Source organism: Christiangramia aquimixticola, from assembly GCF_048285835.1.
In the GTDB taxonomy this organism is placed as follows: domain Bacteria; phylum Bacteroidota; class Bacteroidia; order Flavobacteriales; family Flavobacteriaceae; genus Christiangramia; species Christiangramia aquimixticola.
In genome coordinates this window covers 24,645-49,126 of the sequence record NZ_JBLVTL010000006.1, presented here as the reverse complement: position 1 = coordinate 49,126, position 24,482 = coordinate 24,645, and the positions used below count along the sequence as shown (strand labels likewise).

23 protein-coding genes are annotated in these 24,482 nt (G+C 34.2%); all 23 read left to right on the top strand.

The window, feature by feature from the left end; genetic code table 11:
• The first annotated feature begins 9 nt into the window (after positions 1-9).
• Positions 10-1,233 (top strand): glycosyltransferase family 4 protein, encoded by a 1,224-nt coding sequence (locus tag ACNKXV_RS12170; RefSeq protein ID WP_417908011.1) that lies wholly within the window; start codon positions 10-12, stop codon positions 1,231-1,233.
• 4 nt (positions 1,234-1,237) lie between these two features.
• Positions 1,238-2,068, top strand: a complete 831-nt coding sequence (locus tag ACNKXV_RS12165; RefSeq protein WP_417908010.1) for a glycosyltransferase — start codon at positions 1,238-1,240, stop codon at positions 2,066-2,068.
• Positions 2,065-2,994 carry a glycosyltransferase family 2 protein gene (locus tag ACNKXV_RS12160; protein WP_417908009.1) on the top strand — a complete coding sequence of 310 codons (930 nt, stop codon included), beginning with the start codon at positions 2,065-2,067 and terminating at the stop codon, positions 2,992-2,994. Before ACNKXV_RS12165 ends, ACNKXV_RS12160 begins: the two co-directional genes overlap by 4 nt.
• A gap of 41 nt (positions 2,995-3,035) precedes the next feature.
• Positions 3,036-4,088 carry a non-hydrolyzing UDP-N-acetylglucosamine 2-epimerase gene (wecB, locus tag ACNKXV_RS12155; RefSeq protein ID WP_417908008.1) on the top strand — a complete coding sequence of 351 codons (1,053 nt, stop codon included), beginning with the start codon at positions 3,036-3,038 and terminating at the stop codon, positions 4,086-4,088.
• Positions 4,089-4,242: 154 nt separating this feature from the next.
• Positions 4,243-5,487 (top strand): glycosyltransferase family protein, encoded by a 1,245-nt coding sequence (locus ACNKXV_RS12150; protein ID WP_417908007.1) that lies wholly within the window; start codon positions 4,243-4,245, stop codon positions 5,485-5,487.
• Entirely contained in the window at positions 5,488-6,378 is an 891-nt protein-coding gene (locus ACNKXV_RS12145) for a glycosyltransferase family 2 protein (protein WP_417908006.1), read from the top strand.
• The gene (locus ACNKXV_RS12140; RefSeq protein ID WP_417908005.1) at positions 6,378-7,376 is read left to right on the top strand and encodes an N-acetylneuraminate synthase family protein; all 999 of its coding nucleotides are present in this window, start codon (positions 6,378-6,380) and stop codon (positions 7,374-7,376) included. The genes ACNKXV_RS12145 and ACNKXV_RS12140 overlap by 1 nt, the downstream gene beginning before the upstream one ends.
• Complete coding sequence (locus tag ACNKXV_RS12135; RefSeq protein ID WP_417908004.1) at positions 7,373-8,017, top strand: hypothetical protein; 645 nt, start codon at positions 7,373-7,375, stop codon at positions 8,015-8,017. The genes ACNKXV_RS12140 and ACNKXV_RS12135 overlap by 4 nt, the downstream gene beginning before the upstream one ends.
• Positions 8,014-9,177, top strand: a complete 1,164-nt coding sequence (gene neuC / locus ACNKXV_RS12130; RefSeq protein ID WP_417908003.1) for a UDP-N-acetylglucosamine 2-epimerase — start codon at positions 8,014-8,016, stop codon at positions 9,175-9,177. Before ACNKXV_RS12135 ends, neuC begins: the two co-directional genes overlap by 4 nt.
• 11 nt (positions 9,178-9,188) lie before the next feature.
• Positions 9,189-9,878 (top strand): acylneuraminate cytidylyltransferase family protein, encoded by a 690-nt coding sequence (locus tag ACNKXV_RS12125; protein ID WP_417908002.1) that lies wholly within the window; start codon positions 9,189-9,191, stop codon positions 9,876-9,878.
• On the top strand, positions 9,875-10,822 hold the full coding sequence (locus ACNKXV_RS12120; RefSeq protein ID WP_417908001.1) for an NAD(P)-dependent oxidoreductase: 948 nt from the start codon (positions 9,875-9,877) through the stop codon (positions 10,820-10,822). Before ACNKXV_RS12125 ends, ACNKXV_RS12120 begins: the two co-directional genes overlap by 4 nt.
• Before the next feature lie 27 nt (positions 10,823-10,849).
• Complete coding sequence (locus tag ACNKXV_RS12115) at positions 10,850-12,271, top strand: hypothetical protein (protein ID WP_417908000.1); 1,422 nt, start codon at positions 10,850-10,852, stop codon at positions 12,269-12,271.
• Positions 12,268-13,335 carry a glycosyltransferase family 4 protein gene (locus tag ACNKXV_RS12110; RefSeq protein WP_417907999.1) on the top strand — a complete coding sequence of 356 codons (1,068 nt, stop codon included), beginning with the start codon at positions 12,268-12,270 and terminating at the stop codon, positions 13,333-13,335. Before ACNKXV_RS12115 ends, ACNKXV_RS12110 begins: the two co-directional genes overlap by 4 nt.
• A gap of 27 nt (positions 13,336-13,362) precedes the next feature.
• Positions 13,363-14,511 carry a glycosyltransferase family 4 protein gene (locus tag ACNKXV_RS12105; protein WP_417907998.1) on the top strand — a complete coding sequence of 383 codons (1,149 nt, stop codon included), beginning with the start codon at positions 13,363-13,365 and terminating at the stop codon, positions 14,509-14,511.
• Positions 14,512-14,663: 152 nt separating this feature from the next.
• Positions 14,664-16,061, top strand: a complete 1,398-nt coding sequence (locus ACNKXV_RS12100) for a glycosyltransferase family 2 protein (protein ID WP_417907997.1) — start codon at positions 14,664-14,666, stop codon at positions 16,059-16,061.
• 73 nt (positions 16,062-16,134) lie between these two features.
• Positions 16,135-17,124: a glycosyltransferase family 2 protein gene (locus ACNKXV_RS12095; protein WP_417907996.1), complete on the top strand. Its 990-nt coding sequence runs from the start codon at positions 16,135-16,137 to the stop codon at positions 17,122-17,124.
• A complete protein-coding gene (locus ACNKXV_RS12090) occupies positions 17,124-17,900 on the top strand; it encodes an FkbM family methyltransferase (protein ID WP_417907995.1) in 777 nt (258 codons plus the stop codon). Before ACNKXV_RS12095 ends, ACNKXV_RS12090 begins: the two co-directional genes overlap by 1 nt.
• A complete protein-coding gene (locus ACNKXV_RS12085; protein ID WP_417907994.1) occupies positions 17,897-18,880 on the top strand; it encodes a glucosamine inositolphosphorylceramide transferase family protein in 984 nt (327 codons plus the stop codon). Before ACNKXV_RS12090 ends, ACNKXV_RS12085 begins: the two co-directional genes overlap by 4 nt.
• 10 nt (positions 18,881-18,890) lie before the next feature.
• Positions 18,891-19,997 carry a glycosyltransferase family 4 protein gene (locus ACNKXV_RS12080; RefSeq protein ID WP_417907993.1) on the top strand — a complete coding sequence of 369 codons (1,107 nt, stop codon included), beginning with the start codon at positions 18,891-18,893 and terminating at the stop codon, positions 19,995-19,997.
• Complete coding sequence (locus tag ACNKXV_RS12075) at positions 19,994-21,061, top strand: glycosyltransferase (RefSeq protein ID WP_417907992.1); 1,068 nt, start codon at positions 19,994-19,996, stop codon at positions 21,059-21,061. The genes ACNKXV_RS12080 and ACNKXV_RS12075 overlap by 4 nt, the downstream gene beginning before the upstream one ends.
• 43 nt (positions 21,062-21,104) lie before the next feature.
• Positions 21,105-22,472, top strand: a complete 1,368-nt coding sequence (locus ACNKXV_RS12070) for an O-antigen ligase family protein (protein WP_417907991.1) — start codon at positions 21,105-21,107, stop codon at positions 22,470-22,472.
• Positions 22,426-23,439 carry a glycosyltransferase family 4 protein gene (locus ACNKXV_RS12065; RefSeq protein ID WP_417907990.1) on the top strand — a complete coding sequence of 338 codons (1,014 nt, stop codon included), beginning with the start codon at positions 22,426-22,428 and terminating at the stop codon, positions 23,437-23,439. Before ACNKXV_RS12070 ends, ACNKXV_RS12065 begins: the two co-directional genes overlap by 47 nt.
• Positions 23,439-24,446, top strand: a complete 1,008-nt coding sequence (locus ACNKXV_RS12060) for a glycosyltransferase family 4 protein (RefSeq protein ID WP_417908149.1) — start codon at positions 23,439-23,441, stop codon at positions 24,444-24,446. Before ACNKXV_RS12065 ends, ACNKXV_RS12060 begins: the two co-directional genes overlap by 1 nt.
• The last annotated feature ends 36 nt before the right edge of the window (positions 24,447-24,482 follow it).

Here is a 24,482-nt window from a genome sequence, read left to right as displayed (position 1 = left end):
CTTAATCGCATGAAAACTATCCTATTCAAAATTCAGCAATTTCCTCTTATATCAGAAACATTTATTGTTAATCAAATCATTATGGCTATTGAATTAGGCTTTGATGTTAAAATTCTGATTAAAGATCTTTTGAAATTTGAAGAAAGCTCTCAAGCAGAGCTCCTAGAAAAATACAAAATTTCTGATAAGATCATTTTTGAACAATTTGATATTCCGCAGAATAAGTTTTGGAGATTATTAAAAGTTATAGGGATTGTTCTAAGTAGAATTACTAATTTTTTAAAGGTTATAAAGTATGTTAAACTTAAATCAAAGTTCAGTCTTACCTGGATATTTGAAATCGCATTTTATGATCAATTTAAAAATATAGATATTATACACGTTCAATATGGAACTAATGTTCATCCCATTGATATTTTAAAAAAAGCAGGTTTTATTGACTCCAGACTTATAGTGTCATTTCATGGCCATGATGCATTTTTTCCTATTAATGGTCTTATTCCGCGGGATGGTTATTATGATTACTTGGTCAATGAAGGAGATTGGATTATTGCAAACACTCCATATTTGAAACAACAATTAATGAAGATAGGATTTTCAGAAAACAAAATAGAGGTTATTCCTGTTCCTGTGGATACTGATTATTTTACTTCCATGCGGAAACGAAAACGCCCTAATAATCCAATTCGGCTTATCTCTGTTGGAAGGTTGGAAAGCATTAAAGGACACCGTTATGGTATATTAGCAACAGATATATTAGTTCGAAAAGGTATTGATGTAAAATATTTTATAATTGGTGAGGGTTCGAATAGAAAAGAACTAGAAAGTTTGATTCATTTAAAACAATTAGATAATCACGTAAACCTATTAGGGAAAAGAACTCAAAGAGAGATAAGAGTAAAGCTTAGACAAGCAGATATTTATTTAATGACATCCGTTACATTTAATAACCAAATAAAGGAAACTCAAGGATTGGCAACTATAGAGGCACAGTCTTGCGGTCTTCCCGTTGTCGCATTCGATTCTGGAGGTGTTCGATATACTATTATTCACGGAGAAACGGGTTTTTTATGTGAGGAGGAAAATTTTCTAAAGTTTGCAGAATATTTAGAACGTTTGATTAATAACAAAAAACTAAGAGATAAATTTTCCCAAAATGCAGAAAAATTTGTAAAAGAACATTACTCCAGGAAAATGGTTTTTCATAAATGGAGATTGATTTATAATAGATAAAAGAATGAAAGACCTTATTTCTATAATTATACCTTGTTATAATGATGCTGAAAATATTAGTGAATCGATTGATTCTGCAATAAATCAGGACTATGGTAATATTGAGGTAATTGTAGTTGATGACGGTTCAGATCAAAACACAAAGAATGTTTTGAGAAATCTAGAGCCTAAAATTGCCAAATTGATTACTCAAAAAAATAAAGGGGCTAGTAGTGCAAGAAATGTTGGAATTCAAAACTCTACAGGGAAATACATTTTAAACTTGGATAGTGATGATTCATTCGATAGAACTTTCGTCACAAAAGCCATGAGTATTATTCAGAATGATTCAAACATTAAGATTGTCAGTTCTTATATAAATCGCATTTCCGAAAATAGATCTACTATTCTTAAACATAAGAATAGTGATATTAAATCTTTTCTAAAATATAATCATTCTTCTGGTAGTGCTTTATTCAAAAGATCAGATTGGTTAAAGGTTGGGGGATATGATGAGAAGATGACATCTGGTTATGAAGACTGGGATTTTTATATTCGCTTATTGAAAGGAGGGGGGGTATCTTATATAATTCCCGAACCGCTTCTAAATTATAGAATTAGACCTGAATCTAATTCGACGAGAGCTAATAAGATGAAATATCATTTGCTGAGATACATTTATATCAAACACAAAGATCTTTACATTGAACATTATGAAGTTTTTGTAGATCATTTACTCAGTCGACTGGAAGTGGTAGAAAAAGCTGAGAGAAAAAATTGGACTAAACTAGAATTTAGACTAGGGAAAAAAATATTAGATCCTATCCGGAAAATAAAAGACGTTTTTAAATTGTGATTAGAATATCCATAATAATAGCCACCTTTAATCGTGCTCATCTAATTTCAGAAAGTCTTGAGTCTATAATTGCCCAATCTTTTAAAAACTGGGAGTGCATTATTATTGATGATGGTTCCACCGATAATACTTTAAAACAGGTAGAAAAGTTTACTGCTAGAGACCAGCGTGTTCAATATTTGAGACGTCCACATTCTCATAGGAAGGGCCTTCCGGGTTGCCGGAACTATGGTTTAGAAATAGCAAAGGGCCAATTTGTAATATTTATTGATGATGATGATATCATACATCCATATAATTTGGAAATCTGCATAAATCAACTTGAAAACTATAAAGTCGATTTTTGTCATTTTAATAAACAATCATTCAATAAAGACATTCCTGAATTTTCAAAAATCGCTTATCCGATTAAAACTTATCCAATTGGGATAAATAAAATTGAAGATGTAATAACTAATAAAATCCCACTTGCATCCTGCACGGTCTTATGGCGGAAAAAATGTTTTAAAAATGAAAAGTTTATTGAATCTTTACATTATGCCGAGGAATGGGAGTGCTATTCCAGAGTTCTTTTAAGTGGATTTAAGGGAATTGGTATTAATGAAGTACTTTATTTTAATCGTAAACACCCTAATTCCAATACAGGAGAATTTTGGAATGGTAATGTAAATAGGATGGAATCCTATGTAAAAGCTGTAAAACTTGTTATTGATAATTTGCGGAAAAAGGGATTTTTATCCCAAAAGCTAATCAGGCATTTTGTGCAAATGAGTATCTTTTATAAAAATAAAGATATTTTAAATTACATTCTTCAAAAGTCAGATGGGGTATTTATAATAAAATTTAAATATAGATTACTATTTAAGCTATATCCTGTACTTGGTAGAGGTTATAGATTTAAAAAACTTTTAAAGAATAGAGCTTGAAATATATAATTTGTTTTGGCACTCGGCCGGAAGTTATAAAAATGGTCCCCGTTATTTTAGAGATGCGAAAGAGGGGTTTGGAACCTGTTCTTTGTACTACAGCTCAACACCGGGAGATGCTGGATCAGATGCTTGAAGGGTTTTCACTTAAGCCTGATTTTGACCTGAGCCTAATGAAGCCAGGGCAGTCTCTTAATGGCTTAAGTTCTGCTATATTTTCTGAAATAGATAAGGTTTTTGATAAAGTTGATCCAGAGGTGGTGCTGGTGCAAGGTGATACTACGACTGCCAATATTATTGCCCAGGCCGCCTTTCATAGACAAATTAAGGTAGCTCATATAGAAGCCGGGTTAAGAACCTATCAGAAATATTCACCATTTCCTGAAGAGATCAACAGACAGTTGATTTCCAGACTTGCCAATTGGCATTTTACACCCACGACGAAGGCCACTCAAAATCTCTTAAAGGAAGGAGTTCATGATAAGACAATCCTTCAAACAGGAAATACTGTTGTTGACGCTTTGGGACTAATTTCAGGTAAAATAGATCAAAATGAGTTGGCATCAAGATTAAATTTAAACTTTACAAAATTTCAAAAGTTAATTCTCGTGACCGGTCATAGGAGAGAAAATTTTGGGGAAGGAATGGAAGAACTCTTCAAGGCACTTTTGGAGTTAGCAAGAGACAAGAAAAATTTGATAGTTTTTCCGGTACATCTTAACCCCGAAATAAAGCTGACTGTAGAAAAAACGTTACAAAATATTTCGAACATCAGGTTACTGCCGCCAGTGAGTTATCCCGAATTGATCTTTTTGCTAAAAAATTGTGATCTGGTAATCTCAGATTCAGGCGGCATACAGGAAGAAGCTCCAACATTTAAAAAACCTGTGTTGGTTACCCGGGATTTTACAGAAAGAGCGGAAGCCGTGGAAGCAGGTTTTTCAATTTTAACAGGAGCTAATTCTGAAAATATAATTAACCAAGCTTTAAAGTTATTAGGAACTCCACCCGATCTTGAAAATATTGAAAACCCTTTCGGTGATGGCAAAGCTGCTAAAAGAATAGTTGATTTTTTAGAATCTCACGCGTTTTAAAAACGTTACTTCTCAAAGCTCATTTTGACATCTATACTTTCAAATTTATCCAAAATCCTTTTACCCTGAGCTCGTAGATGGATTAAAAAACTAAGCCGGATTTTAATGTCATATTTTCCGTTAAAATTTTTAGCTTTACCTAAAATTCGAAGTATTGTCTTCAAAGAAAATTTTGATTATTGCTGAATCCATCAATGTGGAGGATAGTAGTGGCTCAAAGGCTAATGTAGCTTTGATCCTAAATCTTCATAAAGCAGGTTATAAACTCCTGGTATTACATTACACTAGAAAAAGTATACAGCTCCCAAATATCGAATGCGTTGAGATACAAGAGAAAAAAACTTCTGTTAATTATTTTCTTAGCCGCCTGCAGCGTAAAATTCAGCATGGTTTTGGTGTAAACCTAGCCCAATATCTTGAACCAAAATTTGGATTTAGTTTCACCTTCTTTAATGATGTTGAAAGTATTAAAAATGCGCTGGAGAATCATAAGACTTATGATCCTGATCTAGTCCTAACTCTGAGTAAGGGAGCTAGTTTTAGACCTCATTATGCCGTCCTTAACTCTCCATATTTTCTTCATAAATGGTTGGCCTATATACACGATCCCTATCCTTTTCATTATTATCCTGAACCTTATAAGTGGAGTGAGCCGGGATATCAAAAAAAAATAGATTTTTTTGAACAGCTCTCAGACAAATGTAAATGGGTGGCATACCCAAGTTTATTATTAAGCGACTGGATGAGGTCTAAATTTCCAAAGTTCGAAGGAAAAGAGGTGATAATTCCGCATCAGCTTATTGAATATGAATTTTCTAAGTCCCTTCCGGAATTCTTTAGCGCGGAAAAATTTACTTTGCTTCATGCCGGGAATCTAATGAAACAAAGACCGCCTTTCTTCCTGATAGATGCTTTTAAGAAATTTCTGGAAAAGGTTCCTGCAGCAAAAGAGGATGCAGAATTATTATTAATTGGAAATGCAACCTACCACAAGGAAAAGCTTCAGAATATAGTAAATGATATTCCGCAAGTAATGGTAAAGGATTATCTTAATTTTGAATGTGTTTTAAATCTGCAGAAACATGTCTCAGTAAATATAATCTTGGAATCTATAGCTGATTTTAGTCCTTTTCTACCAGGGAAATTTCCCCATTGTATCGCAGCTGAAAGGAGGATTCTACTGCTCGGACCAAAGAAAAGTGAATCATTACGACTGTTGGGAGAAGACTATAACTATTGGTCTGAAGCAGATAATGAGGAGAAGATATTAGAGGTTCTGGTTGAGCTATATGAACAGTGGAAAGTTCAGGGTTCAGGTCTAAGAATGAATAGAGAGGATCTTAAGAATTATCTGTCTGTAGATAATTTAGGTTCTGAATTAGAAAAAATTTTGAACTAGATGCGGGCTTCTATCCTTATAGTTTCAAAGAACCGAAAAGAAGAACTATCCAGAACATTAACTATTCTGGACCGTTATATAGACTATGAAAAACATGAAATACGGGTTTTTCTTGATGGATGTAAAGACGGATCCGCGCAGCTTATTAATGAATTCGAACATATACACTGGCTTTTTTCAGATGAGAGTATTGGAGCTTCTCGGGCTCGAAATGTATTGTATAAAACTGCAGTAGGAGAATTGCTTTTTGGCTTTGATGATGATGCACATCCACTTCAATCTAATTTTATTGAAATAGCTTCAGATCTATTCAAAGAGAATCCATCAGCAGGCATTCTAGCTTTTAAAGAAATCAAAGGGATTTTTAATTCCGACTTCCAAATACCGGAGACTCTAAAAAATCAGAAGGCCGATTTTCTGGTAAATGATTTTATTGGTTGTGGTTTTGCTGTGAGAAAGAAAGTGTATGATGAAACAAGAGGCTTTCCTGCATGGATAGATATTTATGGAGAAGAGGTGTGTCTAGCTATAGAAGTTTTGGATAAAGAATATGATATTATTTATACCCATAAAATTCAAGTAAATCATCGGGTAGATAATGAAATGCGAAAGCAAACTGGAGCAAATTACTTTCGATTCGGAAAACAACTTAAGAACACAGCCTACTTTTACATGGTCTATTATCCTTTTCCATTGTTGCTGAAGAAAATCGCTCGACTTTATTTTCTTAATTTGAAAAAATACGCATTCCAGGGAAGAAAGTATTTTTATCAATTCTGGAAGGCATTTTTTATTAATATGTTTAATATTGGTAAAATATGGAGGGAAAGAAAACCCGTGAAAATGGAAACAATAGCAACTTTTAATAATCTTTCTAAACCTCATTATTAATGGCATTTATAATAGCAGAAGTAGGTCAGGCACACGAAGGGAGTTTAGGAATGGCACTTTCATATATTGACGCACTTGCCAACACCGGTGTAGATGCTGTTAAATTCCAGGTACATATTGCAGAGGCAGAGAGTAGTATCCATGAACCATTCAGGATCAAGTTTTCCCAACAGGATAAGACGAGGTTCGATTACTGGGAAAGAATGGAGTTTACTCTTACGGAATGGAAGTTATTAAAAGAAAGATGTGATGAGAAAAATGTTGAATTCCTGGCATCGCCTTTCAGCAACAAAGCTGTCGACCTATTGGAAGAGCTTGATGTAAAACGCTATAAGATAGGTTCTGGTGAAATTTCTAATTTTTTGCTCCTGGAAAAAATCGTTCGAACAGGCAAACCGGTTATATTATCTTCCGGGATGAGTTCATATGCTGAACTGGATGCAACGATGGAATTTCTTAATGAGAATAAGGTTTCTTACAGTATTTTACAATGTACGACTGCTTACCCAACCAAACCTGAACAGTACGGTTTAAATGTTATCCAGGAATTAAAAGAACGGTATCAGGTACCCGTGGGATATTCTGATCATTCAGCGAAAATAGAAACCTGCATTGCTGCTACTAGTCTAGGTGCAGAGATTCTTGAATTTCATGCTGTTTTTAGTAGAAAAAGTTTTGGGCCTGATGCAACCTCTTCGCTTGAGATTGAAGAAATCAGCACTTTAGTGAAAGCTATCAGAAATATTGAAACAGCGATTAAATTTCCAATTGATAAAAGTGATAATTCAAATTACACGGATCTTAAAAATATATTTGAGAAATCCCTTGCTGTAAATAAAAATTTAAAAAAAGGACATATTATTACATTTGAAGATCTGGAGGCGAAAAAGCCTAAGAATATAGGGATAAATGCACAAGATTTTCATCAAGTCATAGGAAAAACAGTAAATAAAGACTTGGTTCGATGGAATTTTTTAAATAAAACAGATTTTTCATGAATTTAAAATCTTTCACTTCTAACCAATACAAATTATTCTGCGAAGCAGAAGGAAGTCAGCATATTGTTAGTGAATATGCTTTATATCAAATATTGAAATTGATAAAAAAGTACTCAGTACGGTCTGTTCTGGAAGTGGGATTGGGAATAGGCACAATTTCTGGTAGTATTTTGAAATATGCTCAAGGAAGAGATAGAAGGATCCAATGTGTTGGAACAGAAAATAATACATTTTGTTTAAACCAGCTTCCGATAAATCTTGGACCACAGAATAAAAATCTGGATGTTTATTCAGAAGTAGATCGTATTTATTCCGGTTATAAATTTAATCTGATTATTATAGATGGTGCAGAGAACAATCTGCAGCTTGTAAAAAATATGCTCCATAAGCATGGGATTATTGTTATAGAAGGAGATCGAAGCGGACAGGAAAAAATGGTTAAAAAAATTTTCCCGAAAGCGAAATTTGTACATTTAATCTCTCTAAAAAAAAACGGAGAATACTCAGTAAAGAGAACAGAAGATTTTCGTGGAGGATTAAAGTTACTTTTTATTGAACCTGATCTAAAACAAAAAATTCACTGGGCCGCATTGAAGTTTAAATCAGCTATGAAAATGTGGATAAGAAAGAAAATTGCATGAGGGATTCAGTAAGAAAAATTTGTGTAGTCATCACTGCCAGGCCATCCTATAGCAGGGTAAAATCTGCTTTAGAAGCCATTCAAGAACATCCCGAACTTGAGCTTCAGCTGGTTATTGCCGGTTCCGCGCTCTTGGATAGATATGGAAATGCTGTAGATTTTATTGAAAAGGATGGTTTTAATATTGCAGCTAAAGTGTTTATGGTTCTTGAAGGGGAAAATCCTACCACGATGGCCAAAACTACTGGAATTGGAGTTATGGAACTAACGAATGTTTTTTATAATCTAGAACCCGATGCTGTAGTGACTATTGCTGATAGGTTTGAAACTATTGCTACATCTATCGCCGCTGCTTATCAGAATATTCCCTTGGTTCACATTCAGGGGGGAGAAGTTACTGGGAGTATTGATGAAAAAGTTAGACACGCTAATACAAAACTTGCAGACATCCATTTTGTTGCGAGTGAGAATGCAAGAGAAAGAGTTTTGAAGCTTGGAGAGGATCCTGATAAAGTGATTAATACTGGTTGTCCATCTATAGACCTAGTAAAAACAATAGCAGACGAGAAGGACTTACCTTTTAATCCTTTTATAAAATACGGGGGTGTAGGCGCAACATTCGAATGGAAAGAAGGTTATATAGTAGTAATGCAGCATCCGGTGACCACTGAATATAAGGATGCTAAAAAACATATTCTGGAAACGCTATATGCTGTAAAGAAATTAAATTATCCAGCTTTTTGGTTTTGGCCAAATGTTGATGCTGGATCTGATGGGACTTCTAACGGCATTCGTTCTTTTCGTGAATTAGAAAATCCCAATAACATACATTTCTTTAAAAATATGGAGCCTCTGGATTTTTTGAGGTTGTTGATGAATTCAAAAGCTCTAGTAGGTAATTCAAGTGCTGGACTGCGTGAATGTTCCTTTTTAGGAACTCCGGTGGTAAATATTGGAAGCAGGCAAAACCGTAGAATGCGAGGAGAAAATGTAATTGATGTAGTCAGTGATCGGGATCAAATTTACAATTCCCTAAAACAGGCTATTTCAGGGGGATATTTTCCTAAAAGTAAAATTTATGGAAATGGAAATGCCGGGGTTAAAATTGCACAAATCTTGTCAAATATAGAATTGAGCTTCAGTAAAACCATTACTTACTAATTATGAAGGTTTTGGCAATTATACCTGCCAGAGGGGGAAGCAAAGGTGTACCACGGAAAAACATCAGAAAATTTGATGGAAAACCGTTACTGGCATATTCGATTGCAGCAGCAAAAGAAAGTAAGAATATTTCAAAATTTGTGGTAAATACTGAAGATGAGGAAGTAGCTGAAATTGCTCGTAATTTCAATTGTGATGTAGTAATGCGAAATCCAGAAATTGCCGAAGATCACTCTAAGATAACTGATACTGTTATAGAAACACTGAATTATTTCGAACGTAAAAACCAGTATTTTGATGCTGTAGTGCTTTTGCAGCCAACGGCCCCATTAAGAAAGGGCGAGGATATAGATAATGCTATTAGATTATTACAATCAAATTTAGAGACCGATGCAGTTATTAGTATGGTAAAAGTCGAGGACTATCATCCGGCAAGAATGTATAAATTTCAGAACGGATATTTAAATAGCCTTATGCCGGATTATGAAACACGAAACAGACAGGAGCTTCCTGAATTATATTTAAGAAATGGTTGTATTTATCTTATACGGACGTCGGCATTAAAAAGGGAGCAAAGCTTAATGCCTGAGAAAAAGATTCCTTTAATAATGGACGCAAAATGGGCTGTAAATATTGATACTGAAATGGACGTAATCATTCTTGAACAATTACTGAAAAAGTGGAAAAAACAGGTTTCATGAATATCCTGATTACCGAACCGCTGGATTTCAATCCCGAACAAATTCAGGTTCTAGAAAAATTGGGAACTTTATATCAGGGGCCATTTTCCAGAAAGAACTTACTCAAGGCAATCAGAAATATTGATGTACTGATTATCCGTTTAGGCCACAAGATAGATAAAGAGCTTTTAGATCAAGCTTGCAACTTACAATACATCCTTACTCCTACAACAGGGATCAATCATATAGATAGTTCTGAAGCAGAAAAAAGAAACATTCAAATAATTTCCTTAAAAGGGGAAACCGATTTTCTTGAAACCATCCCTTCTACCGCAGAACATTCACTTTCCTTAATGCTTTCTTTAATTAGAAAAATTCCAGCTGCTCATAACCATGTTTTGAAAGGTGAATGGAATCGCGATAAGTTTAAATCTCATAACCTGAATAGTTATAAGCTAGGAATTCTTGGGTATGGGAGAGTTGGTAAGCAGATGGCTGGTTATGCCGAAGTATTCAAAATGCCGTGGATATTTTATGATATAGATCCTAAATTAAAATCACATCAGGAATCTGAAAAAGATCTAATTTCTTTTTTAAAAAAGGTAGATATTCTGTCAATCCATATTCCGCTTAATCAGGAAACAAAGAATTTCATAAATGCTTCCAATCTCAAATTTTTAAAAAAAGGTAGTTTTATTGTTAACACATCACGGGGAGAAGTGATTGAAGATGAGGCGTTGACAGCCTTAATTCAAAATGGTCATATAGCCGGGTTTGCAACAGATGTCTTAGTTTCTGAAATTGACGAGGTTAAAAGGAGGAAAAATCCCTTATTAAAATTAGCCAGAGAATTTGATAATATTATTATTACTCCGCATATTGCCGGTGCCACCTACGAATCAATGTGGCTTACTGAGAAATTTATTATAGAAAAATGGATAACTACATTTTCCTGTAAAAAATAGAATAAATTTCAGATTTAATTTTTAATTATGCCTTCAACTTCATCAAATTATTCTTCAGAAATCGTAGGTCTGGTAATTGTAGATGGGGTAGGATTTAAGAATTTCATTTTAAGTAATTTTCTTTATCACGCAAAAACTTTAAACCAAAAAATTATAATTTTTTCAGGTTTACCTGCTACAGCTTATAACTTAATCAAATATGATAAAATTGAAATTATAGAACTTCCGGTTTTTTTCGAATCTAGGAAAACCTGGTTCTGGCGAAAAATGAAGGAGGTTGCGCACATGCAGCAGCATAAAAAAGATTTCTTTGGAATTGCTGCAAATCTTGAAAAAAATAAACCCATAGATAAATCAAGACGGGCAAAACTTATTTCCCTGATTTTTATGATTACTAGGGTATTTAATTCTGAAAAGTGGATTCATTTTTACAATAGAAGACAATTAATTTATGCTAGAAAAAACCAGGTATATTCAAAGTATTATAAATTTCTTTTAGACTCAAAAGTAAAGACACTATTTTTCACACATCAGCGCCCCCCTTATCTGGCGGTATTGAAGGAGGCCGCTAATGAACTTGGAATAAAAACATGCTCTTTTATTTTTAGTTGGGACAACCTACCTTCAAAAGGAAGAATGGCTGCTCCATTCGATTCTTTTCTTGTATGGAGTGAGCTGATGAAGAAAGAATTGAAATATTTCTATCCGGATACAAAGAATAAAGTGGTAAAAGTTGTCGGCACGCCTCAATTTGAACCATATGTGATGACCGAATATAAGGCCTCACAGAAAGACTTTTTCGAAAAATTTAAGCTTAAGTCTAACCTTAAGACAATATGTTACAGTTGTGGAGATGTTTCTACGAGTAAAAATGATGGGCTTTATATAGAAACTATCGCTGAAGCTATGGTTGAAAAGGATATTCCGATGGTCAATTTGGTGGTAAGAACATCCCCAGCCGAAGATGGTAGTAGATTTAGAAAAATCCAGGAACGTTATCCTTTTATAATATGGAATTTTCCAGAATGGAAAATTACCAGATATAATCATCCAGAGGTATGGTCACAACGGATTCCATTAAAAGAAGACATTAGAAATTTAAGATCTTTACTAGAATATTGTAACTTGAATATCAATATGTGCTCCACCATGAGCCTGGATTTTATGATTTTTGACAAACCGGTTATCAATCCGGTTTTTGGAAACGATAAAAATGGATTATATAATGATCAGAAGTACTTAAAATATGCTCATTACGAGAGAGTAGTAAAAAGTGGTGCGGTGGCTATAGTTAGAAATAAGGAGGAACTGGTTAAAAGTATTAATTCAAGCCTTGAAAATCCTGAAGCTCGATTAAAAGAACAGCGGAAGTTATTAAAACTTCAAATAGGAAAACCGATAGAAGGCACCAGTCTCAGAATTGCCCAAGCTCTAAAGGATCTTTCATGAAGAATATTGCGGTAGTTTGTAACTATACATTAAATTCTACAAGAATTGGCGGAATGGATCGCTTTTTTGTTGCTTATGATAAAGCATGTAAAGTAAAAGGTTTCCACGTAAAATGGTTTTTTTCTGGGGATAAAAAGTTTCAATTCTATGATAAGCTGGATATCGAATTTGCTTTCCGGACTTCTGTAGAGGACTTCTTTTTAGAATTCCAGAATGTGAATAAATTGAGATTTGAGGTTGTAGTGACACATTTTGTTGAATTATGCACCCCTTTCTACAAAAAGATTAAACAGCACGGAAATTCCAGGATCATTGCGGTAGATCATAATCCCAGACCCATCAATGGTTTTTCCCTAAAAAAAAGAATTAAAAACAGACTGAAAGGAATCCTATTCTCTAAGTATATCGATCTTTTTATTGGGGTTTCCGAATATACAAAATTTCAGATCATAAAAGACTACGGTAGAGATGTTGGAAAAAAAACATCTATAATTTATAATGGCATAGAAACCGAGGTTTACAAATTAAGGACTCAAAAGAACTTTGGTAAATTTATCGTAGCCTCTCATTTAAGAAAATCAAAAGGGATTCAGGATCTTATTGAAGCTGTTGATCTTTTGAATACGGAGCACCGGAAAAAATTACAGATCGACATATATGGAGAGGGACCAATGGAGAAAGAACTCCAACTAACAGTAAAGGAAAAGGCTTTGGAGCAGCAATTTAATTTCCGTGGGAATTCGCCAAATCTAAATGATATTTTTCATAATTATTCTTATATGTTGCAACCCACTTACATGGAGTGTTTCAGCCTTTCGATTTTAGAAAGTCTCGCAGCTAACGTTCCGGTTATATCAACCCCTGTGGGAGGGAATCTTGAAGTAATTGAAGATGGTGTTAACGGTTTTATTTTTCCGCCTGGAGACATAGAACTACTTTCCGAGATTATTGGAGATATTTTGGACCATAAAAAAGCAATTAATAAGCCTGTTAACCAGTTAATCGAGAATAAATTTTATCTTGATAAAATGGTTTTAGACCATATAAATCTTTTAGATGGTTAGCAGAAACTTAAACCAGTCTCTTTTTATATGCATATAGCTTTCCTGACTCCTGAGTATCCCCATTCCACTTGCAATGCTTCCGGTGGATTAGGTACCAGTTTGAAAAATCTTGGCAGGTCACTTGTTCAACATGGAATAAGAGTTAGTGTGGTAGTTTATGGACAGGATAAGAAGTATAATTTTAAGGAAAATGGCATTGAGTTTTATTTAATTGCTCAAAAAAAATACAAAATTGGGGGATGGTATTTGTACAGGAAATATTTACAGAACTTCCTAAATGAGCTTTCCAAAAAAGAAAATATTGATTTAATTGAAGCGGCTGATTGGACCGGAATCACTGCTTTTATGAAATTAAATGTTCCTTTAGTCGTAAGAATGCATGGAAGCGACACTTACTTTTGTGCTTTGGAGAAAAGAAAGCAGAAATGGAAAAACAAATGGTTTGAAGAAAAAGCCCTGAAAAACGCAGATCATTTAATCTCTGTAAGTGAATTTACCGGTTTAAAAACTTTGGAGCTTTTCAATTTAAAAAAGAACTTTAAAGTGATATCTAACGGGGTGAATTTGAAAGAATTTCCTATTGAAGATCAAAATATTCTTGAAAATCAAATTTTTTATTTCGGAAGTTTAATTAGAAAAAAAGGAGTTTTAGAACTTGCATCCATTTTTAATCTCCTTGTTGAAATACGCCAGGATGTACAACTTCTAATCGCTGGGAAAGATGTAAAAGATGAAATGGAAAAAACTTCTACACTTGCACTTTTCCAATCCAAACTTACTAAAAAAGCAAAACAAAATTTTAAGTATGTAGGAGAGGTTGAATACACTAAAATTAAATTCTACATTGAAACCGCTGCTGTGGTAGTATTACCCAGTTTCGCGGAAGCTTTCCCAATGACGTGGCTGGAAGCTATGGCAATGAATAAAGCTTTAGTGACTTCAAATATTGGGTGGGCTAAGGAGATTATGATTGATGGGGAAACGGGTTATATGGTTAATCCGGAGGATCATGAATTATATGCGGAAAAATTATTAATATTATTAGGAGATAAAACCCTTAGAAATGCGATGGGAAGAAGATCTAGAAGGAGAATTCTTGAAAATTTTTCAACGGAAATAATAGCTCCTGAAAATATTAATTTTTATAATTCTGTATTAAAAAGGAATTCAAATTGATCATCATTTCTCACATAGAAGCTAAAAAGCAGGTAAAGATCGTTAGAAATGATAAATCTCTGGCGGGCTTTTCTGAATCACTAGTAGAAGCATTTTGGGAGGTATGCCTAAAATATCCAAAAGATCTTATTTTATGGCAGGAAGAAGGTATAGTGATTAATACTGAATCGATTGATGAGGTATTTCAACATAAATTAATTATGGCTTCCTACCCGGTTGACGATTACTTTATCCCTGATGCAATTGGTTATGTGGATCAGCTTCCTTTTAGTAACCCCAATAAAAAAGTGAAATATCCAACTTGGAAAATGAGTACAGCTATTGGAGGTTTGTACGGGGAAACTGCGCTAAGATTTAAACCTCCAATGAAAGAGATTAGCAATTTTGGTATTCTAATTAATAGTATAGCCAAGGTAGGGCAACAAAACTCCCTCTTTTGCTATAGCCACCCGGCGTTATTAAAACAAATCAACGGGAAATTGAGCTTGGTTAGAACCGAAACAAAAGATCTCTTTCGTTTTGTTGCTCAACATTACAAAAAAGTAAGATTACTTATATTATTATATTGTTTTATCCGATATAAAAAAAAATTCCCAATCTGGTCTTTCTTTACCAGTGTTTTTAAAAAATCGTTTTTTCAGTTTAATATTGATCTTCCAGAATTAGATGATAATGTGGAAGAGTTGATCGGGAAAGAAAGCATTGAAGTTATTATTCCAACCTTAGGCAGACCACAACATTTAAAAAATGTTTTAATAGATTTGAAAAATCAAAAATTACTACCTACCAAGGTAATAATTGTAGAGCAAAATCCTGAAGTAAACTCAGAGTCAGAATTAGACTATTTAAAATCTTACACCTGGCCTTTTGAGATTGTTCACCATTTTACCCGCAATATAGGAGTGTGTAGCGCAAGAAATATTGCGCTGGATCAAGTACAATCTAATTGGGTGTTTTTTGCAGATGATGATATAAGATTTCAGCCAGAATTACTGCAAAATGTAGTAAAAGAGGCAGCACGGTTTCAAATTGAAGCCATTAACCTAAATTGTAGACAACCGGGCGAAGAAACGGCGTTTTATAAAACAAAACAATGGGGTAGTTTTGGAGCTGGGACTTGTGTAGTCAAAACTATGTATGCTAAAAAATGCCAATTTTCAAACATCTTTGAATTTGGATTTGGAGAAGATGCCGATTTCGGGATGCAATTGCGGAATAAAGGATGTGATATTATTTATCATCCTAGGTTACAAACATTGCATTTAAAAGCTTCGGAGGGTGGTTTCCGGGAAATGCCAATACTTCCATGGGAGAAGGGCAATATTTCACCTAAGCCTTCACCTACGATTATGGCTTATGCTATTAAACATTTTGCTCCCGAACAATTAAGAGGTTACAAGGTTTCACTGTTTTTAAAATATTATAACCGCCAATCCATAAAAAATCCGGTAAAATATTTACGGCAACTACGCAAAAGATGGAAGCTTAGTGAAGAATGGGCGGCATGCTTGTTAAATGAAAATAATCCATCCCGTCTTTCGGGAAATTAATGCTTACTTACAACCTGATTGCTTTTCCTATATTTGAAATGCCTTTAACTCCAAATTAACATAGAAATCCGGGATGAAGTTCACATTAATAATCTGTACCTATCAGCGTTCAGGACCTTTATATAAATTGTTGAAATCTGTAAAGGGGCAAACACTATACCCTAATCAGATAATAATTATTGATGGATCGGAGGAGGATAAAACCAGAGAAATTTTTAAGAGTTATTACTTCAAAAATCTGGAATATTATAAAGTTTCAAAAGAAAATCGTGGTCTAACAAAACAACGAAATTTTGGTATTAATAAATTAGCTCCATCATCTGATGTTGTTTGCTTTTTGGATGATGATATCGTACTTACTCCAACATATTTTGAAAACTTGCTTAGTACATATCAAAAATTTCCTGAGGCTTTAGGTGTAGGAGGGTATATTGTTGATGAAATAAAATGGTTTCAAAAACGCGACGCTAACGTACAATTTGACGAATTTGAGTATGATGGATTTATTAGAAAACTAGGGAGTAGACATTTACTTCGAAAGAAAGTTGGCTTACAACCAGATGTTCCACCCTGTTATATGCCAAAATTTTCTAACGGTTATGCATTAGGTTTTTTACCTCCTACGGGAAAGTGTTACAAGGTTGAAAATTTTATGGGTGGAGTTGCATCTTATCGTAAAGAGATTTTTAAAAAGATAAATTTTTCAACTTATTTTGAAGGATATGGACTATATGAGGATATGGATTTTTGTTTACGTGTTTCAGAAATGGGTCAACTTTACGTAAATACGTCTGCAAAACTCCTTCACTACCATGAAGATTCTGGCCGTCCTAATCAATTCATATATGGTAAAATGGTCATGAGGAATGGATGGTATGTTTGGAGGAAAAAATATCCTTCCCCCGATTTCAAAAACATCCTGAAATGGCATGCCATAGCTATTTTATTAACCTTTGTGCGCTTCAGTAATATATTCAACACATCTCATAAAAGAAAGGCTCTAACGGAGAGTATGGGAAGAATTGTAGGTTGGTGGAGTTTATTATTAAATAAACCAGTTTAATGAAAGGAATATTAAAGCTTATACCGCGTAATGTATGGGAAAGGATAAAACTCCTATATTATAACTCGAATCAGCAAGATTATAAATTTAGTTTTAAAAAAAAACTTTATGGTACTATGACCAAGTCATGGTCTATTTGTACCAATACACCATTATATTTTTTAACCAAGCAAATTGAACGCTATGAACAGTTCTACAAAATTAAGCCTACTGATAATATAATTGATGCAGGTGCGTTCGATGGAATACTTAGTCTAGTTTATGCTGAAAAAGCTAAGCATGGACGAATATTTTCTTTCGAGCCAGATCAATATAATATCGAGAAAATAAATGGAAATTTTAAATTGAATATAAGTGTTAATAATATCCAACTCCGCAATAAAGGGCTTTGGTCTAAAACTGGAAAAATAAAATTTTTCGAGGATGGGAGTGTTGCTTCCTCTTCTTTTTATAAAGCAAAAAATTCAATTGAAAAAATAATACAGGTCATAGCTCTTGATGACTTTGTAGAGGAAAATAAAATAGAAAAAATCGATTTTATCAAAATGGATGTTGAAGGTGCAGAATTAGAGATTTTAAAAGGAGCGAAAAAAATGCTCTCACAATTAAAACCAAATTTAAGCATTGCAACCTATCATCTTGTAGAAGGAGAATTGACATATACGTCTGTAGAAAATTTCTTTAGAGAAACAAACTACCCCTATAAAACGGTATTTTTCGAGGATGGTGAAATAATTACCTATGCGGGGCCAGCTGTAGAAAAAATCATTCAATGAAGGTTAAACGGATTCTTATCTATTTATCCTGTCTGTTATCTTTTGGAAGTCTCGTTTATCTGAATGCCCAATATCCCTTCAGAACTTCTAAAGTAGGTAAATGGTCTGTTGGTTATGGCTTTTCTGAGAATCCCATGAAAGAGCCAATCGTGAGCTCTAAAAATATTATTTCCTATAAAACTTTAGACAGCCTTTTAAAGAATGAAGGGAATTATATTGCAGATCCATTTTTTATAAGGGAAAGAAATATCTTCTATTTATTCGTGGAACTTAAAGGTAAAGATAATGGCGATATTGCCTTATTTATATCTAAAAATGGAACTGATTATGATTACGAAGGAATTGTATTAGATGAAGCTTTTCACGTTTCTTATCCGCAGGTTTTTAAATATAGGAATGAATTCTATATGCTTCCGGAGACTAAACAATCCGGAAATGTATTGCTTTACAAAGCAAAAGAATTTCCATATCACTGGGAAATCGAAGATACCCTTATTAAAAATGTATTTTTGAAAGATCCTTCGATCCTTCTGAATGAAAATGAAAATTTAATTGTCACCGTTGACGATAATATGAATCAGGTAATGTACGAAAGTGATTCATTAAAGGGCGACTGGAAGTTATCTGAAAAGTTCCAAGGGAAAAAAGGAAATGAAACCAGACCTGGTGGAAGATTTTTCAAATATAAAAAGGATTGGTATTTACCGGTTCAGGACCGGACTTATGGTTATGGATCCGGAATATCTTTATATAAATTAGAGAAAACTAATGACAAGATAGATCTCATACTTTGGAAAAAACGATACCTGAAAGGTCAGGATGATATATTATGGTTTAATCGCGGAATGCATCACCTCGATTTCCAACAAATTGGGAACTCATATTATATGGTGTATGACGGAGATCGAAATTTGGGTGGGGAAAAGGTTTTCCAAATTAAAAGAACATTGAAATTCAATTATTACGATCTTTTTAATTAATAAAGTTAAAATGAAGTTTGGAATTATAACTTATATACAACATACTGAATTTGAAGATCAATACTATTCTTATAGCCCCTACATTAGGGAAATGGATCTATGGATGCAACATGTTGGGGAAACGATTGTACTGGCACCAAAGACAAATCGATATCCGGATCGTAGTGAAATTCCATATAAATGTCAACCAGATTTTATTAAAGTTAAGCCATTAAATTTCAACACATTTATGAATGCGATTATTTCATTCATAAGGTTGCCTTTGATTATTGTAAATATATGGGAAGTCTTTAATCAATCTGACCATATTCATTTGCGCTGTCCCGGAAATATTTCCTTATTAGGCTGTATAGTCCAAATTTTATTCCCTAAAAAAGCAAAAACAGTAAAATATGCAGGTAACTGGGATCCTGATTCAAAACAACCCTGGACTTATAAGCTTCAGAAAAAAATTCTTAGTAATCGATTGTTGAGTAGGAATTTAAAAGTTCTTGTATACGGCAAATGGAAAAACCAAACCGCAAATGTTATCCCTTTTTTTACCGCAAGTTTTTCTGAAAAAGATAGAAAAAGAGTCTCAAAAGAATTTTCAGGGACATTAAATTTTATTTTTGTGGGTACTTTATCAGAAGGGAAGCAACCATTGTTTGCCATTCAATTAATTGAATATCTTCTCGATAAAGGTATAGAGGCTAACTTAAAATTATATGGGACAGGGATTTTAAAAGAGGAACTGCATAATTATATTGCAAATTCTAAATTTTCCGGCGCTATAAATTTGAAAGGCTTTATCGATAAAAATGAACTTAAAAGTGAGTATCTCAAGTCACATTTTCTAATTTTACCATCAAAATCTGAAGGATGGCCTAAAGCTGTGGCTGAAGCCATGTTCTTTGGCTGTATTCCGATAGCTACTTCCATTTCCTGTGTTTCATGGATGCTTGATCACGGAAAAAGAGGAATTCTTATCCCAGATAATATAGATTCAGCCCGGAAGATTGTGTATGAAAAACTAAGAAATGCGACCAAGCTGAATGATATGGCTAACCTTGCTCAAGAATGGTCGCAAAAATATACCTTGGAAAGATTTGATCGCGAAATAACTAAATTCTTATGAAAGTCCTCCAGATCATTGATACCCTGGAGGCTGGTGGAGCTGAACATATGGCTGTTAATTATGCAAATGCTTTGCAGAATAAGGTCACTAAGTCCTATATATGTAGTACGAGGAAGGAAGGAATTTTAAAGGAAAAGATCCTAAAGGAGGTTGGTTATTTCTATTTAAATAAAACCAGTAAAATTGACCTTAAAGCCTATATCAGGCTGAAAAATTATCTTTTAGAACATAAGATAGATATTGTTCATGCCCACAGTTCTTCTTATTATCAAGTTGTGTTAATCAAGATCTTTGCAATTAAGAAGTTAAAAATCGTGTGGCATGATCACTACGGGAATAGTGACTTTTTAGATAAGCGTCCGGGATTTTTAATTCGTTTATTTTCAAGATATTTTAATGGAATCATTACTGTAAATACTAAACTTGAAACCTGGTCAAAACAAAATCTTAAATGCTCAAACATTAAAGTTATTCGAAATTTTTTGCCATTAGCAAAATCTGAATTATCGACCCCGATATTTTTAAAGGGATACAAAAAAGAATTCAAATATATTTGTGTAGCAAATTTGCGCCCTCAGAAAGACCATTTGACATTAATCGAAGCTTTTGAAGGTCTTGATGTTAAAAATGTTAGTTTACATTTGGTTGGAAAAGAATTTAAGGATGAATACTCAAGAGAAATTTTAAATCGTATTCAGAACTCCCCTAAATCTAATAAGATTTATTATTATGGAAGCCAGAAAAATATAAAAACTCTTTTAGGTCAGGCAGATGCGGGAGTGCTTTCTTCAAGGTCGGAAGGATTACCCTTAGCACTTTTAGAATATGGACTTTCCGGCTTGCCTGTTATTTGTACGGATGTAGGAGAGTGCAGGAAAGTTTTGGAAGATTTCGGAATTTTAGTTCCCCCCTCCAATTCGAAAATTTTAACTGAAGCAATGAGTAAAGTATACTACGATTATAATGCCAGGATTAAGGCGGACGCATTTCATAAAATAGTCCGAAACCAATATTCCGAATCAGCAAATATTTCAGAAATTCTCAAATTTTACCAATCCCTTTGAATTTTAGTTTCATATTTGAATATGGTCCAAATTAATTAATGCTGTGGCAATAAAGGAATTAAATTATATGTCTTATCTGCAATATGTGCTACTGCACGTATTGATAGGATTTGTTATTTATTTACAAAGATCGTCTGCCTCAATATTGTTAATGGTAACCTGGGTAGCTCTTTTCTTCTGGATTATTATCAAAAACAACAGGAATAATGAAGCTCTTATGGCAGCTGCCTATATTGCCGGGGCAGAGGTGTTTTATAGGATGAATGGAGCTATGGTCTTTTATGAAACCGGTAAATACTCGGTAATTCTATTTTTATTAATGGGAATGTTCTATAAAGGAACTTCTTCGAAAACTGTACCCTTTTGGATATACCTTTTGGTTCTTTTTCCCGGTGTTGTGGTAGCATCCTTTACGTTAGATTATGATGTGGTATTTAGAAAGGCAATTGCTTTTAATTTAAGCGGTCCGGTATGCCTGGGCGTTTCTGCTTTATATTGTTATTATAAGAAAATTACATTCGATCATTTCAATTATGTTCTACTAATGTTATTGTTACCTTTAATAGCAAATATGGCATATTTGTTCTTTTATACTCCCAGTATAGGGGAGGCTTTAATGTCTGGTACGAATTCTAATTATGCAACCTCCGGGGGTTATGGCCCAAACCAGATATCAGCCGTAATGGGGTTGGGCGCATTTTTGGTATGCACCCGTTTATTTATTTTTCGTGATAAAATCGTAAACATTGTCGACCTTATACTTTTGGCCTTATTTAGTTATCGGGCAATAATTACATTTTCAAGGGGAGGGGTGCTAACAGCTCTAGTATGTATGGGGGCCTTTATTCTAATTTTTTACCAAAAACAAAATAGTAAACAAAGAGATTCGTTAATTAAGAAGCTTCTAATTCTATTTGGAGCAGTAGTTACAATTTGGATGTATTCTTCCATTAGTACACAAGGGTTGATAACCTACCGATATACTAATAGAAATGCTGCTGGAGAATTGGAACAGGATATAACAACAGGAAGAGCTGAACTGATAGAAACAGAACTCCTGGCTTTCTATAAAAGCCCGGTAATTGGTGTTGGTGTAGGAAAGGCAAAAAAATACAGAAGTGAAGAGGCAGGTACTGAAACGGCGTCTCATAATGAAATTAGCAGATTACTCTCGGAACATGGAATGTTGGGCCTAATTGCTTTACTAATACTTATATTTGTGCCAATTGTATTCTGGACTAAATTTAAAAACAATTATTATTTCCTTGCTTTCATGGCTTTCTGGTTCCTTACCATTAATCATTCTGCCATGCGAATAGCGTTGCCTGGATTTGTTTACGGACTTGCATTATTATATATAGTAGATGAAAAAAAGAATCCTGTACATAGGAAACGACTTGCAAGTCAATAGCTTTACGGTTACCTATATTTCGTTTTTTAGCAAGATGCTTCGAAAGGAGGGGTATAAGGTGAAAACGGCTTCAACCCGAAGTAACAAAGCTTTACGTCTTTTGGAGATGTTAGGTCTCATAGCCCGTTATAATAAATCGACTGATATCGTTTTGATCGATACCTACGGAGCGATGAATTTCTATTATGCCTATTTGGTTGGAAAGGCTTGTTACTTATTTGGATTGGAATATATTCCAATTCTTCATGGAGGGAACCTTCCGGAAAGGCTTGATCGCTCTTTTTCTTTTAGTAAAAGTCTGTTTGGAAAGGCCAAAGTAAATATTGCACCTTCACGTTTCCTATATGATGAATTTCAAAAATCTGGATTTCAAAATACACGGATAATTCCAAATGCTATAAAAACCAGAAACTATCCTTTTACTAAAAGAGAAAGTTTTCGGCCTAAATTACTTTGGGTGCGCAGGTTTCAGGAGCGATATAATCCTATCATGGCTCTTAAAGTTTTAAAAAAATTATCTGAAACTTATCCGGAGGCAAGTTTATGTATGGTAGGACCTGAAAAGGACGGTACCATGAAAGCCTGTAAGAAACTCGCTGATGAGTGGAATCTTAATGTGAGGTTTACCGGGAAACTGAGAAAAAAGTACTGGGCGAAACTTTCAGAAAACTATGATTTCTTTATTAATACCACCACGGTGGATAATACCCCCATAAGCGTAATTGAAGCAATGAGCCTGGGGCTGGTAATTGTCAGTACCAATGTAGGTGGGATGCCCCGTTTGATTGAACATCAGAAAGATGGAATTTTGGTCGAGGAGAAAGATGTAAATAAAATGGCAGCTGAGATTCAGCAAATTATTGAAAACCCTGAAAAAGGAAGAAATCTCACCAGAATGGCCAAAACCAAAGTAGATGGATTTGACTGGGAAGCTGTTAAATCTGACTGGGAAGAGGTGCTTAGTTGATGGTGAAAGTATTACATATAGGCAACAAACTTCAGCGAAAAGGATATTCTCCAACCTTAGTTGATTGGTTACCCAAAAAACTAAAGAAGGAAGGGATAGATATTCGGGGAATTTCTGATATCGGGAACAAAACCGGACGCTTGTTCCATATCATTTGGGATGTTATAGGAAGTAAACGATGTACTTATCTTCTTATCGATACCTATAGTACATCCAATTTCTGGTTTGCTGTTTTAACAGGGTTAGTAGCACGTATAAAAAATCAGAAATACATCTTTGTTTTTCATGGCGGTAATTTGCCTTTGCGCTTAGATAAATCATCGGATTTCGTTATGAATCTTTTTAGGGATGCTCATACAATAGTAATTCCTTCAGCTTATCTTGTTCAGGAAACCAAAAAGTATAATTGGCGTAATACAGTTTATATCCCCAATAGTATTGAACTTAAGGACTATTCTTTCAAACTGCGAAAGAAGGTGAAACCACGTCTTTTATGGGTTCGTTCTTTCGCTGAAGTTTATAATCCAACTCTGGCTCTAAACTGTTTGAAAATCCTGCTTCAAACTTACCCCAATGCTGAACTTTGTATGGTTGGGCCTGAGAAGGATGGAAGTCTTGAAAAAATGAAAGAACTGGCTAAGGAGTCATCCCTGCCTGTAAAATTTACCGGCAAATTTAGCAAGGACGAATGGAGAAGCCTTTCCCGGGATTATGATATATTCCTAAATACGACCAACGTTGATAATACTCCCGTAAGTGTGATTGAGGCTATGGCTTTAGGATTACCGGTTGTGTCGACTAATGTTGGTGGAATTCCGTACCTACTCGATAATGGAAAAACGGGTATCATGGTCAGGCCAGACGATCCTGGTGAAATGGTAAACGGGATAGTTCAACTATTGGAAAACTCTGATCTTGCTGAAATAATTAGTAAAAATGCCCGTTTAAAAGTGGAAAATTTCGATTGGGAGAAGGTTAAGTCCTTATGGTTGGATTTGCTTGCCTAATTATTATATATTTATCCCTGCAGGAAACCTACTTAT

Coding starts and splice junctions, on each gene's coding strand:
- ACNKXV_RS12170 (WP_417908011.1), top strand. CDS start 10: ATGAAAACTATCCTATTCAAAATTCAGCAATTTCCTCTTATATCAGAA.
- ACNKXV_RS12090 (WP_417907995.1), top strand. CDS start 17,124: ATGAAAGGAATATTAAAGCTTATACCGCGTAATGTATGGGAAAGGATA.
- ACNKXV_RS12095 (WP_417907996.1), top strand. CDS start 16,135: ATGAAGTTCACATTAATAATCTGTACCTATCAGCGTTCAGGACCTTTA.
- ACNKXV_RS12140 (WP_417908005.1), top strand. CDS start 6,378: ATGGCATTTATAATAGCAGAAGTAGGTCAGGCACACGAAGGGAGTTTA.
- wecB (WP_417908008.1), top strand. CDS start 3,036: ATGGTCCCCGTTATTTTAGAGATGCGAAAGAGGGGTTTGGAACCTGTT.
- ACNKXV_RS12165 (WP_417908010.1), top strand. CDS start 1,238: ATGAAAGACCTTATTTCTATAATTATACCTTGTTATAATGATGCTGAA.
- ACNKXV_RS12065 (WP_417907990.1), top strand. CDS start 22,426: ATGAAAAAAAGAATCCTGTACATAGGAAACGACTTGCAAGTCAATAGC.
- ACNKXV_RS12085 (WP_417907994.1), top strand. CDS start 17,897: ATGAAGGTTAAACGGATTCTTATCTATTTATCCTGTCTGTTATCTTTT.
- ACNKXV_RS12060 (WP_417908149.1), top strand. CDS start 23,439: ATGGTGAAAGTATTACATATAGGCAACAAACTTCAGCGAAAAGGATAT.
- ACNKXV_RS12080 (WP_417907993.1), top strand. CDS start 18,891: ATGAAGTTTGGAATTATAACTTATATACAACATACTGAATTTGAAGAT.
- ACNKXV_RS12115 (WP_417908000.1), top strand. CDS start 10,850: ATGCCTTCAACTTCATCAAATTATTCTTCAGAAATCGTAGGTCTGGTA.
- ACNKXV_RS12135 (WP_417908004.1), top strand. CDS start 7,373: ATGAATTTAAAATCTTTCACTTCTAACCAATACAAATTATTCTGCGAA.
- ACNKXV_RS12105 (WP_417907998.1), top strand. CDS start 13,363: ATGCATATAGCTTTCCTGACTCCTGAGTATCCCCATTCCACTTGCAAT.
- ACNKXV_RS12110 (WP_417907999.1), top strand. CDS start 12,268: ATGAAGAATATTGCGGTAGTTTGTAACTATACATTAAATTCTACAAGA.
- ACNKXV_RS12145 (WP_417908006.1), top strand. CDS start 5,488: ATGCGGGCTTCTATCCTTATAGTTTCAAAGAACCGAAAAGAAGAACTA.
- ACNKXV_RS12075 (WP_417907992.1), top strand. CDS start 19,994: ATGAAAGTCCTCCAGATCATTGATACCCTGGAGGCTGGTGGAGCTGAA.
- ACNKXV_RS12120 (WP_417908001.1), top strand. CDS start 9,875: ATGAATATCCTGATTACCGAACCGCTGGATTTCAATCCCGAACAAATT.
- neuC (WP_417908003.1), top strand. CDS start 8,014: ATGAGGGATTCAGTAAGAAAAATTTGTGTAGTCATCACTGCCAGGCCA.